The organism is Nocardioides sp. Root151 (assembly GCF_001427925.1).
Taxonomy (GTDB): domain Bacteria; phylum Actinomycetota; class Actinomycetes; order Propionibacteriales; family Nocardioidaceae; genus Nocardioides.
The window spans coordinates 1-16,896 of the sequence record NZ_LMGG01000005.1; the positions used below are offsets into that span (position 1 = coordinate 1).

The following is a 16,896-nucleotide window of genomic DNA, read 5'->3' on the forward strand; positions in this document are numbered from 1 at the left end:
CGTCGACCAGGCCACCGGTGACGCGGTCGCCACCGCGACCAACGGCATGGCCTTCGCCGGCGGTGCCACCGAGAAGCGCTACCCGCTGCCCACGGACAACGGCATCATCTGCGCCGCACCGGTGGACCCGGAGGTCACGCAGTCCACGGGCTGCGAGGTCGAGGGCACCCTGACCGTCCCGGCCACCGAGGGCGTCGTCTACGCCCTCGACGGCACGACGGTCGCACCGGGGACGTACGCCGGTCCGCTGTCCGGCACCCTGACCGCCACGGTCCTCGCCGGCTACGAGAACACCGACGCCTACTGGACCTTCGAGGTCGACATCCCCGCAGCCCCGAGCTGCCTGGAGGTCCCGGCACAGCCGGCCGAGCTCGACGTGTGCAACCCGGGCAACGTGACGAACAACGTCAAGTGGGACACCTTCCCGACGCTCGAGAACGTCGCGTGGTCCGTCGACGAGGCCACCGGTGAGGCGGTCGCCACTGCGATCAACGGCGCGGCCTTCGGCCCCGGCGTCACCGAGGTGCGGTTCCAGCCCTCCGCCGACTCCGGCGAGGAGTGCACGCTCGAGCCGGGTGCGATCGAGTCGACGTGTGTCGACGCCGTGCCCTACCTCAGCTACGCACTGATCCTCGAGGAGGGCTACGTGGGACCGACCGACGTGACCATCACGTTCGTCAACCCCAGCGGCAAGGACTACGTCGTCACCGGGCAGCCGCTGTCGGGCAAGCTCCTGTGGCCGGGTGCCTCGGTGGATCCCGCCGGCTGGCCCGGCTGGGTGCGCAACCCGGACGGCAGCTACACGGAGACGACCGGCAACTACGCCTGGACCCGAGACGGAGTGAAGGTGACCTTCGAGGTCAACCCGCACTACGAGCTGGTCGTCGCGTACCCGCAGGCGACGACGGCGTGCGCCAACCCGCAGCAGCCCGAGACCGGGCCGGAGACGCACGACGGGCCCAAGACCGACGGACCCAAGACCCACGCGGCACCGAAGACCCACGACGGCGTCCTGCCCAACACTGGCGCACCTTCGGGTAGCGGCCTGTACGGCGTGGTCGGCGGACTGTTCGTGGTCCTCGGGGCCTGGCTGATGATGCGCGAGCGGAGGCGCCGCGCCTGATCCAGCCCGCACAAGCCCAGCGGCCCGTGTCCAAATGTCCCCCATTGGACACGGGCCGCTGTTTTCCCTGCGCATGAGTGCGCCCGGCCCGCGCTTGAGTGCGCCCGGCTAGGGTTGCGCGCGTGATCCCCGACCTCCTGCATCCGTTGCTGCTCGGCATCAGCTGGATGGACCCCGAGTGGCTGCTCGACAAGTTCGGCCAGGAGATGTTCTGGGTCAGCATCGCCATCGTCTTCGTCGAGTGCGGACTGCTCTTCCCGATCCTGCCCGGTGACTCGCTGCTGTTCAGCGTGGGCCTGTTCATCCACCGCTCCGGCGCCGGCGAGGCCGGCATCGACGTCAACATCGTGGTGGCCTGCGTCCTGCTCTCGGCCGCGGCCCTGCTCGGCAACATCACCGGCTATGAGATCGGCCGGGCGATCGGCCCGAAGATCTACGAGCACCGCGGCCGCTTCCTCAAGCAGGAGCACTTCACCAAGACCGAGGCGTTCTTCGACAAGCACGGTGCGAAGGCGCTGGTCCTGGGGCGCTTCGTGCCGATCGTGCGCACGTTCATCACGCTGGTGGCCGGTGTCGGCAAGATGGACCGACGACACTTCTTCCTCTGGTCGGCCGTCGGTGCCGTCCTCTGGGCGACCGGCATCACCGTGCTCGGCTACTTCCTCGGTGGCGTCGAGTTCCTGCAGCACAACATCGAGGCGGCGATCCTGGTGATCGTGGCGATCTCGGTGCTCCCGATGCTCTTCGAGTGGTGGCGTCACCGGAGTGCCAAGGATCCCGTCTAGCGCGGCGTGCGTTCCTTGAGCACGCCGAACGCCACCAGTCGTTCGTCGGTGTGGAAGAGCTCGGCACAGGTGGTCAGCGTGATCAGCTTCTGGCCCTGGCGCTGGTCGGGCTGGACGCCGCCCTTCTCGGGGTTCTTCGGGAGCGCGTCGAGCACCCACCCGTCCTCGAACGACACCGTGAGGTCGTCGCCGCCGGTGGTCAGCACATAGGTGTACGTCGCGTCGCGGGTCTCGACGACGACCTCGTCGCCGGCCTCGAGATTGGGCATGTCACGCAGCGGTTCGCCGTGCGTGATGCGGTGGGCGGCCAGCGCGAAGTTGCCCGCCTCCCCCGGCCCTGCCGTGTCGTCGAAGTGCCCGAAACCCGACGACAGCACGTCGTCCGAGGTGCCCTCGAGCACCGGGATCACGTAGTCGTCACCGAACTCCGGGATGCGGATCAGCGCGCTGACGTTCCCCTCGGGCACCTCGACGACGTCGACGCTGTCGGCCTCCCACTTCTTCTCGACCTGCTTGACGATGCGGTCCTGGGCGCGGTGCGAGACCCAGTTGGTGCCCCAGAACTGCCAGGCCACCCAGCCGAGGACGGCCAGCCCACCGACGAGCAGCACGAGCCCGGCCCACCAGGTTCGGGAACGGCCGCGCGGCAGGGTCGTCGAGGTCATGCCGCGATTGTGCCCGACTACCCTGAAACGCATGGCACGCCCAGCGAAACGACTCGACGGCATTCCGACCACGATCTTCACCGAGATGTCCGCGCTGGCGGTCGCGACCGGTGCGATCAACCTCGGCCAGGGCTTCCCGGACGTCGACGGCCCAGCCTCGGTGGTCGAACGCGCGGTGACCGCCCTGCGCGCGGGAGAGAACCAGTACGCCCCCGGCAGCGGCATTCTCCCGTTGCGTGAGGCGATCGCCGCCCACCAGGCGCGGCACTACGGCCTCGAGCTCGACCCCGGCCACGACGTGGTCGTCACGACCGGCGCCACCGAGGGCATCGCCGCCGCGCTGCTGGCCTTCGTCGACCCGGGCGACGAGGTCGTCGTCCTCGAGCCCTACTACGACTCCTACCTGGCGATGATTGCCTTCGCCGGCGGCGTACGACGCCCGGTCACCCTGCGTGCTCCGGACTTCCGGCTCGACGTAGACGCGCTCCGGGCCGCGGTCACCGACCGCACCAAGCTCCTGCTGGTCAACACTCCGCACAACCCGACCGGCACCGTGCTGAACCGCGACGAGCTGCAGGCGATCGCCGACGTGGCGGTCGAGCACGACCTGCTGGTGGTCACCGACGAGGTCTACGAGCACCTGGTCTTCGACGACCACGAACACATCCCGTTGGCCACCCTGACCGGCATGTTCGAGCGCACGGTCACGCTCTCCAGCGCCGGCAAGATGTTCTCCTTCACCGGCTGGAAGATCGGCTGGGCCACCGGTCCGCGCGATCTCGTGCAGGCGGTGCTGGGGGCGAAGCAGTGGCTGTCGTTCTCGAGCGGCACGCCGCTCCAGCCCGCGGTCGCCCACGCACTCGACCACGAGTCCGACTTCTATGTCGGGTTGACCCGCTCGCTCCAGGACCGGCGCGACCAGCTGTGCGCGGGGCTCGACAAGCTTGACGTCGACGTACGCGTCCCGGAGGGCACCTACTTCGTGACCACCGACGTACGCCGACTCGGCTGGGCCGACGGCGACGCCTTCTGCCGGGCCCTCCCCGAGCGCGCCGGAGTGGTGGCCATTCCGGGCCAGGCGTTCTACGACGACCTCGAGGAGGGACGGCACCTGATCCGCTGGGCGTTCTGCAAGGAGCCCGACGTCATCGCGGAGGGGATCGACCGGCTGTCCGCGGCGGACCTGCGCGCCTAGGTGCCCTGCTAGCGCTTGCAGAACTGCGTCGACGGCGGCCTCAGCAGGAGCACGACAGTGGCCACGCAGGCCGCCGTGACCACGAGCAGCACCGGCGAGCTGATCACCAGCACCAGGCTGAGCAAGCCGGCCACGGAGCCGGAGACGACGAGAGTGATCCGCGCCCAGTTGTGGCCGTTGAAGACGAACAACGCCAGCACGATCGCGACGGCCGACCATGCGGAGAAGACCAACGCCATCACGATCGAGGCGACCTTCAGCTGGCTGACGCTGACGCCGGACTCGCCGAAGCGGGAGTCACTCTCGTAGACGTCCTTGAGCAGATCGGGCGTCGTGAACAGGCCGATCACGACGATCGCCATGCCGAGCAGCACGACACCGCTCATGATCCAGGTGATGATGCACGCCTGCAGCAGCTCACCCGGTCGCACCGGCCGGGCAGCCGGGAACGGCGGCATCGACTGCATCGACACCGGTTGCGTCGGATCGCTGGGACGGGTCGGCTGTGACTGGCCGAAGCCCTCGAAGGCGCGCGGCTCCTCCGGGGGCGGCGGTGGTGTCACCGACGAGGAAGGCTGCTCGGGTTTCCGGGCCGGTGGCTCCGGAGTGACGCCGTTGAACCAGTCGCGGGCCGGACGGGCCCACAGCAGCACGACCGAGACGGCGATCATCGACGAGAGGAACGGGCTGGCCACCAGGCCGGTGAAGAAGAGGGGCAGCACGAGCACGCTCAGCGCGATGCGGGCGTGGTGGTTGCGCTGCAGGGCGAACCAGCCGAGGATCGCCGTGGCCGCAGCACAGGCGCCGGCCACGAGGGACGCGCCGTGCAGCATGGAGAGCGCCTGCTCGAGGTCGATGCCCATGCCCTTGAGCGGGTCCCGGGAGAGCGTCTTCGCGACGGCTTCGCGGTTCTCGATGGTGCGCAGCTGGGACACGTAGGTGAAGACGTTGACCAGCATGAAGAGCGATGCACCGACCGTCATCCATCCGGCCATGGTCACCTGGGGCGGTCTCGCGGGGGCGCTGCTCTGCGTCATGCGGCCCAGTCTCTCAGGGCGACCAACACGCACCTTCCGGCGGGCGTCAGACGATCCCGTGGTCGAGGGCGAAGCGGACGAGCTCGGGCCTGCGCCGGCAGCCGGTCTTGTCCCGGATCCTGTCCAGGTGCGAGTGCACGGTCTTCACACTCAGGAAGAGTCGTTCCGCGACCTGCTGGTCCGTGCATCCTGCCGCCACCAGGCCCAGCACCTCGATCTCGCGTGCGGACAGGCCGGTCTCCATGCGCACCCGGGAGGCCGCCGGCCCACCGGCCTCGACCGTCTCCTGCTGGTCGTCGCCGTCGCCCACGAGGCTGAGCACGAACGGACCGATCCGCACCCGGTCCGCGGCGGTGAGCAGTGCGCTCCCTTCGACTCTCTGACCGTTGAGGAAGGTCCCGTTGCGGCTGCCGGCGTCCTGGATCTCGAGCCCGTGCTCGGTGGACACGACGAACGCGTGCACGCGCGACACCGTGGGGTCGCCGGGCAGCCGTACGTCGCACTCGGCTGAGCGGCCGATACGGGCCGGGAGTCGCTCCACCTCCAGCAGATGGTGCTGGGTGCCGTCCTGGAGGCTCAACCGGATCATCGTTCCGATCCTGTCACACGCGACCCCGCCGACTACCCACATGTTTGGGGTCGATCCGCCCATGGCCGGGACCGGGCCGATGACCGAGGATGTGGTCCATGGAACGCATCGGCAGATACCGGATCAGCGGGATCCTCGGCGCGGGCGGATTCGGCACCGTCTACCGTGGCTCCGCCCCCGGCACCGGCGAGACCGTCGCGATCAAGGTGCTCAACCTGCCCGGTGACGGGCGGCTGCGGGCGATGTTCCGTTCCGAGGCCGCGGCGATGCTCCGGGTCGACCATCCGAACGTGGTGCGGGTGCGCGACGTGATCGACGAGCCCGGCCTGGCCGCGATCGTCACCGACTACGTCGAAGGCGCCTCGTTGCGACAGGTGCTCAGGCAGCGCGGTCGGCTCGACGGACCCCAGTCCCTCGGCGTGCTGTACGGCGCCCTGCACGGCCTGGCCGCCGTACACGCCGCCGGCCTCGTGCACGCCGACCTCAAGCCGGACAACATCCTCGTGGACTCCAGCGGCACGTCCCGGCTGATCGACTTCGGGCTCGCCGGCCCACCGCGCCGCCTCGACGGGCCGGGCACGTGGTCGGGGACGCCGGCCTACATCAGCCCCGAACAGGTGGCCGGCAGCCACGTCGACGCGCGCAGCGACATCTACTCCACGGCCGTGGTCCTCTTCGAGCTGCTCTGCGGACGGCAGCCCTACAAGGGCGAGACGGCCGACCTCACGGCCCAGCTGCACCTCACCCAGCCGGTCCCGGATCCCCGGGCGACCGTGCCCGACCTCGGCGAGGACCTGGCCGGCATCTGCCTGCAGGACCTCGCCAAGGACCCATCGGTGCGGCACCAGAACGCGACGGCCTTCCACAACAGCCTCGAGCACGCGGCCCGTGCGAAGTACGGCCCCGCGTGGCTGGCCGGTGCGAGCCTGGGCGGCGTGATCGGTGCCGTGATCGCGGCCCTGCCCGCCGGTGCCGGCATGCTCGGCACGGCGGCCGTGGTGGGTGGAGCGGCCGGTACCGCCGGGGTCGCCGGGTCGGCAGGTGGAGCAATCGGCGTGGCGGGAACCGCAGGCGGCACGGCGGGTGGAGCTGCAGGTGGAGCCGCGGGTGGAGCGGCTGGCGGAGCTGCAGGTGGAGCCGCGGGTGGAGCGGCGGGTGGAGCTGCAGGTGCCGGTGGCGCCAGCGCCACGATCGGCGGCATCGGCGTCGCGAAGGTCGCCGCGATCGGCGTCGCCTCCGTGGTCGCCGCCAGCACCGCGGCCGGCGTCTACGTGGCCAACCGTGACGAGGACGGCTCGGCGACCCAGCAGGTCGCCGTGACGCCCGACGTGTTCGCCTACGCGACCGCCGGCCAGATCGTGGTCATGAAGGACGGCAAGCGGGTCACCGCGGTGAAGACCGCCGCCATGCAGGCGTGGGAGGAGCCCGCGATGGCGTGGAGCGACGACGGCAGCCGACTGGCGGTGGCAGACGGCGCGACACTGACCCTGGTCGACGTCGACAAGGGCACCACGAGACGGACCCCGTGCGCCGAGTGCGCGCCGACGGCCGCACTGCCCTGGGACGACAAGGTCATCACCGTGGACCAGGGCGTGACCTATCCGGCGCTCCAGCCGATGCAGTGGCGCCGGCTCGGGTCCCTCGACACCACGGAGGACTTCACCCCCAAAGACTCGCTCGGGGTCAGTTGGTACACCGTCGCCGCCGCCGGCGACCAGGTGCTGGCCTCCGGCAACAACGAGGAGGAGGCAGGAGCCCACGGCGCGGCGGACCTCTACCTGTTCGACGAGGACGGCACCGCCACCCAGGTCGGCGACACCCTGGTCGGCAGCTCGGTGGGTGACATGGCGTACGCCGGCGAGACGGCGTACGGCGGTCCGCGCGCGGCCGTGGTGGCCTACGGCAGCGGCGGCGCCTGCACGCAGGGCGCCGAGGTGCTCCTGGTCGATCCCGCCAACCCTGCGAAACCTCTGGAGACGGACACCTCCGCGATGTTCCCCGAGTCCGCCCAGGACTTCATGTACATCGAGACCATCGACGACGTGTGGTTCGGGGACGACGGAGTGCTGCGCGCCAGCTCCCACCGCCTCGACTGCGACTGGGAGGCCGGCACGACGCCCGAGATCCCGATCCAGCAGTGGCGCCTCAACGGTGACACGTGGGTGCTCGACGACGGGCGGCCCGTGCTGGGTGCCCGCGACCTGCCCTCAGGTGCACACGTGGAGCTGGTCGCCGACTCCGGCGCCCCGCCGTCCGGCCAGTCCCAGGGTCAGCGGGCCACCGGAACGCTGACCCTGGTCGGTGATGGCGGGAGCACCGAGGTGGCCGACGGCGTCATCGCAGTCTCGGCGCCCGCGCCGTGAGACTCAGCCCGCTGTCAGCACGAGTCCGTCGTCGCCGACCGACACCGTCACCGAGCCGCCGTCGGCGACCTGGCCACCGATCAGCAGCCGGGCCAGCGGGTCTCCGATCGTGGTCTGGATCAGCCGGCGCAGCGGACGGGCGCCGTACGCCGGGTCGTAGCCCTGGTCGGCCAGCCAGGTCCTCGCCTCGTCGGTGACCGAGATCGTGATCCGGCGGACCGCCAGCCGCTTCTCGAGCAGCGCGAGCTGGAGGTCGACGATGTGGGTCAACGCCTCCTTGCTGAGCGACTCGAACATGACGATCTCGTCGAGCCGGTTGAGGAACTCCGGCTTGAAGTGGCCGCGTACGACGCCCATCACCGACTCGTGCTTCGCCTCCGGGGACAGCGACGGGTCGACCAGGAAGTTCGAGCCCAGGTTGCTGGTCAGGATCAGCAGCGTGTTGCGGAAGTCGACGGTGCGACCCTGCCCGTCGGTCAGCCGACCGTCGTCGAGCACCTGCAGCAGGACGTCGAAGACCTCGGGGTGCGCCTTCTCCACCTCGTCGAGGAGCACGACGGAGTAGGGCCGACGCCGCACCGCCTCGGTGAGCTGGCCGCCCTCGTCGTACCCGACGTAGCCGGGAGGGGCACCGACCAGGCGCGAGACCGAGTGCTTCTCGGCGTACTCGCTCATGTCGATGCGCACCATCGCGCGCTCGTCGTCGAAGAGGAAGTCGGCCAGCGACTTGGCCAGCTCGGTCTTGCCGGTGCCGGTCGGGCCGAGGAACAGGAACGACCCGGTGGGCCGGTTGGGGTCGGAGACGCCAGCACGCGACCGGCGTACGGCGTCGCTCACGGCGTTGACGGCGGCCTCCTGGCCGATCAACCGCTGGCCGATCTCGGCCTCCATGTCGAGCAGGCGTGAGGTCTCTCCCTGGAGCATCTTGCCGGTGGGGATGCCGGTCCAGGCCTCGACGACGTCGGCGATCTGCTCGGCGCCGACCTCCTCACCGACCAGCGGCTCGATCTCGGCGGTCTCGGCAGCCTCCTCGGACTCGGCGGTACGGATCTGCTCCTCCAGTGCCGGGATCCGGCCGTAGAGGATCTCGCTGGCCTTGTCGAGGTCACCCTCGCGCTGGAGCTTCTCGGCCTCGCTGCGCAGCTGGTCGAGCTGGCGACGCAGCTCGCCCTCCCCCTCGCGTGAGGTCTTCTCGCGCTCCCAACGGGCCTCGAGCCCGCGGAGCTGCTCCTCGGAGTCGGCGAGGTCGGCGCGCAGCTTCTCGAGCCGCTCGACACTGGCCGGGTCGCTCTCCTTCTCGAGGGCGAACTGCTCCATCTTGAGCCGGTCGACCGAACGCCGCAGCTGGTCGATCTCCTCGGGCGACGACTCGATCTCCATGCGCAGCCGCGAGCTGGCCTCGTCGATCAGGTCGATCGCCTTGTCCGGCAGCTGGCGCCCGGTGATGTAGCGGTCGCTCAGGGTGGCCGCGGCGACCAGGGCGGCGTCGGTGATGCGGACGCCGTGGTGGGCTTCGTACTTCTCCTGGATGCCGCGCAGGATCTGGATGGTGTCCTCGACCGACGGCTCGCCGACGAAGACCTGCTGGAAGCGCCGTTCCAGGGCCGGGTCCTTCTCGATGTTCTCGCGGTACTCGTCGAGCGTGGTGGCACCGATCATGTGCAGCTCGCCGCGGGCCAGCATGGGCTTGAGCATGTTGCCGGCGTCCATCGACCCGTCGCCAGTTCCGCCGGCACCGACGACCGTGTGCAGCTCGTCGATGAAGGTGACCACCTGGCCACCGGCGTCCTTGATCTCCTCGAGGACGGCCTTGAGCCGCTCCTCGAACTCGCCGCGGTACTTCGCACCGGCCACCATCGCGGCCAGGTCGAGGCTGAGCACGCGGCGTCCCTTGAGCGAGTCGGGCACGTCGCCGGCGACCACGCGCTGGGCCAGGCCCTCGACGACGGCGGTCTTGCCGACGCCGGGCTCGCCGATCAGGACGGGGTTGTTCTTGGTGCGCCGCGAGAGCACCTGGATGACCCGGCGGATCTCGGCGTCACGGCCGATGACGGGGTCCATCTTGCCGTCGCGGGCATCTGCGGTGAGGTCGACGGAGTACTTCTCCAACGACTCGTACGTCGACTCCGCGTCCTGGCTGGTCACCCGACGGTTGCCGCGTACGGCGGTCAGGCCCTCACGCAGTCCGTCCTCGGTGAGGCCGGCGTCGGTCAGGAGGGTGCGGGCCTGGCTCTCGACGGTGGCCAGGCTGATCAGCAGGTGCTCGGTGGCGACGAAGTCGTCCTTCATCGACGACGCCAGGTCGATCGCGCCGGCCAGCACCCGGGTCAGCGCGGCGGAGGCGCCGGGCTGCTGCACGGTCGCACCGCTCGCGCTGGGCAGGGCGGCCATCGCCTGCTCGGCCTTCAGGGTGAGTGTGTTGACGTCGGCGCCGGCCTTGGTGACCAGGTTGCGCGCCGTGCCCTCCTGGTCGCGCAGCAGCGCGACGAGCAGGTGCAACGGGTCGGTCTGGGAGTTGCCGGCCGTGGTCGCCGACACTTGCGCGGCCTCGATCGCCGCGCGGCTCCGGGTGGTGAACTTCTCGGCACCGAAAGTGCTCATAGGTCGAGGGCCCCCTCATGCGTGAGTGTGACGGCACCCAGTGTGTCCGTCATTCATCTCAACGCGCCAGAAGTTGAGTCTGTTCCACTCAACTTTGCCCTTCTCCAAATATTTTGACGTGTCTCAGGCGAGCACGGACGCCTCGTGATCCCCCTGCACCCCGGCCAGGGCGAGCACGCCGTCGAGCTCGGCGTTCACCACGTCGGGCGCCTCCTGGGCCACCATGTGGCCGATCCCTTCGAGGCCGACCACGCGGGCGTCCCCGACGAGGCGGGCCAGTTCGAGCTGGTCGGCGTACGGCACCAGGCGGTCGGCCTTCCCGGAGACGACGACCACGCGGGTCGGGTCGAGCGACGGCACGGCGTCGCGCTCGTCGTGGGTCATCACGGCCTTGAGCATCCGTCCGGCGACCGGCAGCGGCGTGTCCCACAGGCCCTGCGCGGTGACCTGCTTCGCCGACTCCGAGCGGCTGCCGACGGCGAGCAGGTTGCCGAAGAACAGGTAGGGCCCGACGCCGAGCAGGCGGGCCATCGGCCGCGGCATGAAGCCGAGCAGGGTCAGCATCGACACCGCGTGCCGGCGCACCAAGTGGTGCAGGGGCCGCATGGATTCCGGCAGGCCCAGGGCCATCGACTCCGAGAGCGGCCCCGCGGCGGTGCCGCAGAACAGCACGCCGTCGACCCGCGACGCGACGACCTCCGGGTGCCGTTGCGCCGAGGCCATGATCGTCATGCCGCCCATGGAGTGGCCGACCAGGACCAGACGACCCGTCGGCGCGGTCGCCGCCACCACTGCGTCCAGGTCGTCGGCCAGATGGCGCACGCCGCGCTCCCCCTCGCCCATGCCGATCCAGTCCGAGCGGCCGTGGCCACGCTGGTCGTAGTAGACCGAACGCACCGGCCTGCCGGCCAGGTGGCGACGCTGGTGACGCCACGCGCTGAGCTGGCAGGTCCACCCGTGCACGAACACGACGGTCACCTCGGCGTCGTCCGGCCCGTCGACCTCGACATGGAGCCGGGTGCCGTCACGCGAGACCACGGACACCTCCCGGCCGCCGTGCCCGGACGTGTCGGTGTGCGCGACGCGACCGTTGCCCGTGAAGTGTGCCCACACCAGCAGCGCGCCGACGCACACCAGTCCGAGTCCGCCCCCGGTCAGGCCGACGGCCGCGACCGTGCGGCCGTCGTACACCTGCGCCAGGGCGAACCCGGCACCGACCACGATCACCGCCACCCACAGGGCGCCGATGGCCAACAACGCCACCAGCTCGACCAGTCGACGCCTCTGCGTCCGGACGTGCTCGCGTACAGACATGTGCTTGCTCCCTCGATCCGTCCGGCCCTCCCAGACACGGACTCCCACATTGCTTCGCAGCTCTGCTGCTGCCGCCGCTACTCCAGGTCGTTCGGCGCCTGGTGCACGGGCAGGTCCTCGGGCGGCACCTCTTCCTCCAGCAGGCAGGTGCGGCAGAAGTCCTCGCCGAACGGGGTCAGGTGGATGCTGCGGCGGACCAGCTTCGCCGAACGCACCGAGTGCATCGCAGCCAGGACGTCGGGCTGCGCCTCGACGACCTGGTAGTCGAGCGGGTCCTTCAGCTGCTCCTTCGAGAACCACACGAGGCCGAGCCGGAACAGATTGTTGAGGTAGGACGGCACCTGGTCGACGTAGCGCGTGCCGGCCCGCGGACCGATCATGTTCAGGCCCGGCGCGATCAGCGTCGAGCTGACCATGCCCACCGCACCGCCCGTGCGTACGTCGACCATCGGCTGCGGACCGCTGCGCAGGAGCAACATCAGGATGCGGCCCTCGTCGGGGGCCAGCTCGGTCAGGATCCGGGCGTACGCCGGGTGGCCGGTGTCGTTGCTCCACACGTCACGGGAGCGCTCGAGCAGCTTGGCGCCCTGTTCGCGCAACGAGCTGCGCAGGTCGGTGCTCTCGACATCGCGGTCACGCCCGTTGTGGAGCTCGACGGCCCTGCGGTCCGACGTACCACCGAGCGAGGCGGCGACCTGCTGGATGGCCTGGGGCACGGACTCGCCGGAGCTGACCGCCTTGGCGATGTCGGCGACGATGCCCGAGGCCGCGGCGGCGCCCTGGGCCAGCTCGACCGCGGTGTGCGGGTCGGTGGCCGCCTTGAGCATGCGACGCCCGGTGCGCAGCCCGGCGACCACGCTCCACTCCGCGGTGCGCACCCACGACGACGCGGCGATCCGGATCAGCCCGGGAATCGCGTCGAGCGCCGGCGACTGCTCATGGTCGGCCCGCTCCAGGCCCTTCTCGTCCGTCATCCTCCACCTACTCCGAAGATCGCGAGGTGGATGAACCCACCCGCCAGTCCCATGATCGCGCCGTGTGCGTAGAGCATCCACTCGTCTTCCTTGATGGCCGAGCGCATCATCTCGACGAAGTCGTCAGGGTGCAGCTCCTTGGTGCGCTGCGAGACCATCGCCCGGATCTTGTTGGACTGCTGCCTGCTGAACTCGGGGTCCTTGAACGGCGTCAGGGTACGCCCGACCGCCTCCTTGGCGAACGACTCCCGGATCCGGCGATAGTTGCCGCGCCCGATGACCACCTTGGCCGCGCCGAGGGTCGGTCCGGCGGCGCGGTCGATGGCCGGGCCGAGGGCCACCGCGAGCATCTGCCGGGTCCGGTCGCCGCGCGGTCCGTCGAGCAGGAAGTCGCCGATGCGCTCGAGGGTGATCACGTCGTCGGCGATGATCTTGGCGTAGACCTCGGCGGCCTCGTTCTGACGTCGCAGGAACAGTCCCTGGAACGTGATGCCGAACTTCTTCGTCGGCACGGTCGGCTCGAAGATCAGCCACATGCCCAAGGCGTTGGTGATCCAGCCGACCCCGATGCCGAGCACCGGGAGCAGCCACCACTGGTGGAACCAGTGGTCGGCGAACGCGACCGGGATGCCGAGCAGGAAGCCGAACAGCAACCCGAAGGTCACCATCATGTTCAGTTCCTTCTGCCCCACGTCCTTGAAGACGCGGACCACGAGCTCGGGGTGCGTGCGGAAGTGGTCGATGACCATGATCTTCGGGTCGAGGAGCTGGTCGATGTGCGTGCCGATCTCGTCGGTCACGGTCTTCACGACGGCGGGCAGCTGCGCCTGGACCCGTGCGATCACGGCCTTCTTCGCCGCGTTGGGCAGGTCGCGCCACAGGGCCGGGTGGCTCTCTCGCATGACCTCGTCGACCAGGGAGGGAATCTCCGGGGTGAAGATCTTCACGATGTGCTCGGCGATCTGGTCCGGCTCGAGCTGCTGGTAGAACTCGCCGGGCGTGCCGAGCTTGGCGATCGCCTTGTCGACCGCGATGCTGCCCATCTTCGCGGCACGCGCGGGCACGATGCCCTGCCAGCCCACCCCGCCCTGCAGGACGCCCGGCACCTCCTGGAGCTTTCGAGGGGCCAGGCGGGCCAGCTCGGCCATGCCCGGGATCTTGAAGCCGTGGAAGTGGATCGGGTAGAAGAGCATGATCAGGCCGGTCCAGTTGATCAGCCAGCCGATGACGGCCGTGAAGAGCGGGATCGAGACGAGCGCGACCCACTCCATGGGCTCGTCGACGTCCTGGAAGAACCAGTCGACGTGACTGAAGTAGTCACCCAGTGCGTCCAGCGAGTTCCTCACACCCTTACTCAGTCACCCGTCCCTGACGCGTGAGCCTATCCATGTGCAACAGTTCTTGTAACGATGTATCACGCACCGGGTTCCGGTCAGCAGCTCAACTCTTTTGCAGACGTGCGTACGCCGAGCGAGCTGAGGCGCAGTCCGCCGTCCAGAACGATCCCGTGGGTCTCGAGGTCGAGATCGCCGAGGGTGATCGCGTCCGGCCCCGGTTCGGTGCGCGCCTCGAACCCGGCGCCGAGTCCCATCGTGGTCCGTGGCGTGTGCAGTCCGCCGAGCCTGGCCCCCGAAGCAGCCAGCGTGACGTCGCCGAGGGTCACCGGCGCGGCGCTCCTGATGCGGATGCTCAGCAGGTCACCCACGAGGGGCAACTCCACGCGTGGCACCAGGCAGAGGTCGTCGAGGTGCGTCGTACCCATGCGCACCATCGCGGCCGCCGAGTCGCCGGCCAGCGCGTCGTCGTCCTCGACGATCGTGCCGACGGTGCCCACGCCGAGCACCATGCTGTCCGACGTACCGCCGGAGCTGGCCATCGTGATCGGCTGGGTGCTGGTGATCACCACCGAGACATAGCCGAGCACGGCCAACGCTCCGATGCCCAGGCTGATCACTGTGGCCGGCCCGGTGACCAACAGGAAGCGCCACAGGCCGACGCCGCCGGCGCCTCTCACGTTCGTCATCAGTCGGTCCACGGCCATCAGTCAGTACACGATCGGGATGTTCTTGCAGCCCGCGGTGGCGGCGCTGGCGTGGAGCACCTCGATCTTCAGGTTCTTCAGGCTGAGCGGTCCCTCGATGACGGCGTCGTACAGCTCACCCTTGACGTTGTAGAGGTCACCCACGTCGGAGTCGATGCCGAAGAGTCGTCCGTTCGTCCCGGCATAGGTCTCCGGCGCGTCGAGCGGGTTGACCGCATCGACACCTCCCGCGTCCTTCCAGGTGGTGATGGTCTGCGGCGTCACCCCGAGCGCCACGTTCCCGCGGAGGACGATGCCGTTGCCGCTCGTGTTCGGAGCGCTCGACGAGGTCACGTTGCTCACGTCGAACTGCACGTTCTTCCCGCTGACGTCATTGACGTTGAGCTGGTTGTCGCGTGCGGTCAGGCGGATGGTCCAGTCCTGGCCGAGGATCGACTCGGTCTGCGAGACACAGAACCCGTCGAGGGTTCCGCCGGCGAACCCCATCCGCAGGGCGTACTTCGAGGCAGTCTGGGACGCGGCGTCGCGCAGCTGGATGGGCACGACGCCGATGCCGACGTTGGTGGTGCTCAGCTTCGCGCTGCTGAACTGCGACTGCTTGCCCGAGAAGACCAGTCCGGCACCGAGGCCCATCACGGTTCCGGTCCACAGCTGGCTCACCATGTAGGCGAGCAGGCCCATGCCGACCAGGTTCATCCCGGCCGCCCGGCGCCAGCGCACCCCCATGCGGGGGGCCTCCTCCACCTCGTCGCTCACGGCGTGACCTGGATGTTCGTGTTGGGCAGGTTGAGCGTGGTGGGCGTGCCGGTGCAGTCGCCGCCCTTGTTGGTGTTCATGTAGTAGACCCACGCATCGAGCTCGAGGCCGGGGATGTCGTCGCCACTCGCGATGGACGCCAGGATGCTGCCCCACAGGCTGTCGTCTCCGGCCAGGGACCCCACGGAGGTGTTGATGCCGAAGATGTTGACCTTGATGTGCGTGTCGGCCCGCAGCCACAGATCGGTGTAGACACAGCCGTCGCCGATGTTCCAGCCGGCGCTGCCCTGGTTGGCCGGGTTGAAGGTGAGCTTGTACTCACCGGTGCCCGCGGCCGAGGGGTTGTCGGGGGTCGCCTGCGGCACCACCGTCATGTAGGCGTTCCGGTTGATCTGCAGGTTCTTCAACCGCATGTGCACAAGCATCGCGTTGTCATTCTTCGCGAACGAGGTCGACCAGCCGTTGTCCTGGTAGAGAGTGCGGTCGAACGGGCACGTGCCGAACGCGCCCCACTTCGAGCTGGTGGCGACGTTGCTCGGTCCGGCCGACTGCGTGCCGTCGGCAAACTTCAGGATCGTGGGCTTGGCGATGGTCGAGTCGTTGCGCTGGAAGGCTCCGCAGCTCGTGTACTTGCGGGTGAACTTGCCGTCGGGGAAGGTGATTCCGTCCGTGGTGAACGCGGTGCTGCTGCCAGTGGCGCCGCCGGTGCCGCCGTCGCTGTAGCCGATCCGCATGTGGATGGGCGCGTTGGGGATGCACGGCTTGACGGTGGTGCCGTTGCCGAGAGTGAGCGTGTTCCCCGTGACCAGGCCCGCGAGCGCCTGCGCGTCCCTGCCGCAGTCCGCCACGGCGGCGTGTGCCGCCTCGGGACCGCCCGAGCCGATCGGTTGCGTCCCGATCGCCTGCACGAAGCCGAACAGGGCCAGTCCCACGAGGAGCCGTTGCTTGCTCTTCGTCAGGTTCATCGATCGTCGGTGCCTTCGGCTGTCTCGGCAACCTCGGCGATCTCGCGCTTGCGAGTCCGGTCAGCCTTGGTCTTGCGCGGCTTCTTCTCGCCCCAGGCCCAGATCATCGAGCCACCGAAGATCGCCAGGAGGGTGCCGATCAGGAAGCCACCCAGGTTGGCGGCGATGAAGGCAGCCAGGCCGAGCAGCACGCCGACGATTCCGACCAGGCTGCGGTAGAGCGGCGCGAACAGCGCGACCAGGGCGAACATGACCATGCCGCCACCGAGGATGTAGCCGGCCGAGGAGTTCCAGCCGCCACCGATCACCATCGTGATCGGCGAGCGGGCGAAGTGGATGATCACCAGGCCGCCCAGGGCGAGCCAGAGCGCACCCCAGAACGGACGAGTACGCCGGAACGCGCGGAACCAGCGGCGGGCCAGCCCGATCCCGCGCCACGTCCTGGTCGACAAGCTCGTCTTCGCAGTCGACTCCGTCATCTTCATCGC

15 protein-coding genes are annotated in these 16,896 nt (G+C 69.4%); 4 read left to right on the plus strand and 11 right to left on the minus strand.

Annotated elements, in window-relative coordinates; all coding sequences use genetic code 11:
* On the plus strand, positions 1-1,123 hold a 1,123-nt coding region (locus ASD66_RS15170; RefSeq protein ID WP_056891492.1), incomplete at its 5' end, for an LPXTG cell wall anchor domain-containing protein.
* 122 nt (positions 1,124-1,245) lie between these two features.
* Entirely contained in the window at positions 1,246-1,908 is a 663-nt protein-coding gene (locus ASD66_RS15175; RefSeq protein ID WP_235530123.1) for a DedA family protein, read from the plus strand.
* Here the strand turns inward: ASD66_RS15175 and ASD66_RS15180 are convergent.
* Complete coding sequence (locus tag ASD66_RS15180) at positions 1,905-2,573, minus strand: class E sortase (protein WP_056683019.1); 669 nt, start codon at positions 2,571-2,573, stop codon at positions 1,905-1,907. The genes ASD66_RS15175 and ASD66_RS15180 overlap by 4 nt on opposite strands.
* A gap of 31 nt (positions 2,574-2,604) precedes the next feature.
* On the opposite strand from ASD66_RS15180, the gene ASD66_RS15185 reads away from it, so the two are divergent.
* Positions 2,605-3,768, plus strand: coding sequence for a pyridoxal phosphate-dependent aminotransferase (locus ASD66_RS15185; protein ID WP_056891493.1), 1,164 nt, complete (start codon positions 2,605-2,607; stop codon positions 3,766-3,768).
* A gap of 8 nt (positions 3,769-3,776) precedes the next feature.
* Here the strand turns inward: ASD66_RS15185 and ASD66_RS15190 are convergent, their stop codons facing one another.
* Both ASD66_RS15190 and ASD66_RS15195 read right to left on the minus strand, forming a co-directional pair.
* Positions 3,777-4,805, minus strand: a complete 1,029-nt coding sequence (locus ASD66_RS15190) for a hypothetical protein (protein WP_156388720.1) — start codon at positions 4,803-4,805, stop codon at positions 3,777-3,779.
* A gap of 46 nt (positions 4,806-4,851) precedes the next feature.
* Positions 4,852-5,394, minus strand: coding sequence for an FHA domain-containing protein (locus ASD66_RS15195; RefSeq protein WP_056891495.1), 543 nt, complete (start codon positions 5,392-5,394; stop codon positions 4,852-4,854).
* A 98-nt stretch (positions 5,395-5,492) separates the two neighbouring features.
* Between ASD66_RS15195 and ASD66_RS15200 the strand changes: the two genes are divergently transcribed.
* The gene (locus ASD66_RS15200) at positions 5,493-7,757 is read left to right on the plus strand and encodes a serine/threonine-protein kinase (RefSeq protein ID WP_056891496.1); all 2,265 of its coding nucleotides are present in this window, start codon (positions 5,493-5,495) and stop codon (positions 7,755-7,757) included.
* 3 nt (positions 7,758-7,760) lie between these two features.
* Here ASD66_RS15200 and clpB read toward each other — a convergent pair whose 3' ends face one another.
* The 8 genes from clpB to ASD66_RS15240 form a co-directional block, all read right to left on the minus strand.
* Positions 7,761-10,358: an ATP-dependent chaperone ClpB gene (clpB, locus tag ASD66_RS15205; protein WP_056891497.1), complete on the minus strand. Its 2,598-nt coding sequence runs from the start codon at positions 10,356-10,358 to the stop codon at positions 7,761-7,763.
* 123 nt (positions 10,359-10,481) lie between these two features.
* Complete coding sequence (locus ASD66_RS15210) at positions 10,482-11,672, minus strand: alpha/beta fold hydrolase (protein WP_056891498.1); 1,191 nt, start codon at positions 11,670-11,672, stop codon at positions 10,482-10,484.
* A gap of 77 nt (positions 11,673-11,749) precedes the next feature.
* Positions 11,750-12,646, minus strand: coding sequence for an Abi-alpha family protein (locus ASD66_RS24995; protein ID WP_056683039.1), 897 nt, complete (start codon positions 12,644-12,646; stop codon positions 11,750-11,752).
* The gene (locus tag ASD66_RS15220; protein WP_156388721.1) at positions 12,643-13,992 is read right to left on the minus strand and encodes a hypothetical protein; all 1,350 of its coding nucleotides are present in this window, start codon (positions 13,990-13,992) and stop codon (positions 12,643-12,645) included. Before ASD66_RS15220 ends, ASD66_RS24995 begins: the two co-directional genes overlap by 4 nt.
* An 86-nt stretch (positions 13,993-14,078) precedes the next feature.
* On the minus strand, positions 14,079-14,669 hold the full coding sequence (locus ASD66_RS15225; RefSeq protein WP_156388722.1) for a hypothetical protein: 591 nt from the start codon (positions 14,667-14,669) through the stop codon (positions 14,079-14,081).
* A 21-nt stretch (positions 14,670-14,690) separates the two neighbouring features.
* Entirely contained in the window at positions 14,691-15,443 is a 753-nt protein-coding gene (locus tag ASD66_RS15230) for a DUF6230 family protein (RefSeq protein ID WP_056891500.1), read from the minus strand.
* Positions 15,440-16,408, minus strand: a complete 969-nt coding sequence (locus ASD66_RS15235; RefSeq protein ID WP_056683052.1) for a hypothetical protein — start codon at positions 16,406-16,408, stop codon at positions 15,440-15,442. The genes ASD66_RS15230 and ASD66_RS15235 overlap by 4 nt, the downstream gene beginning before the upstream one ends.
* Positions 16,405-16,887, minus strand: coding sequence for a DUF6114 domain-containing protein (locus ASD66_RS15240; RefSeq protein WP_200950077.1), 483 nt, complete (start codon positions 16,885-16,887; stop codon positions 16,405-16,407). Before ASD66_RS15240 ends, ASD66_RS15235 begins: the two co-directional genes overlap by 4 nt.
* Positions 16,888-16,896: the final 9 nt, after the last annotated feature.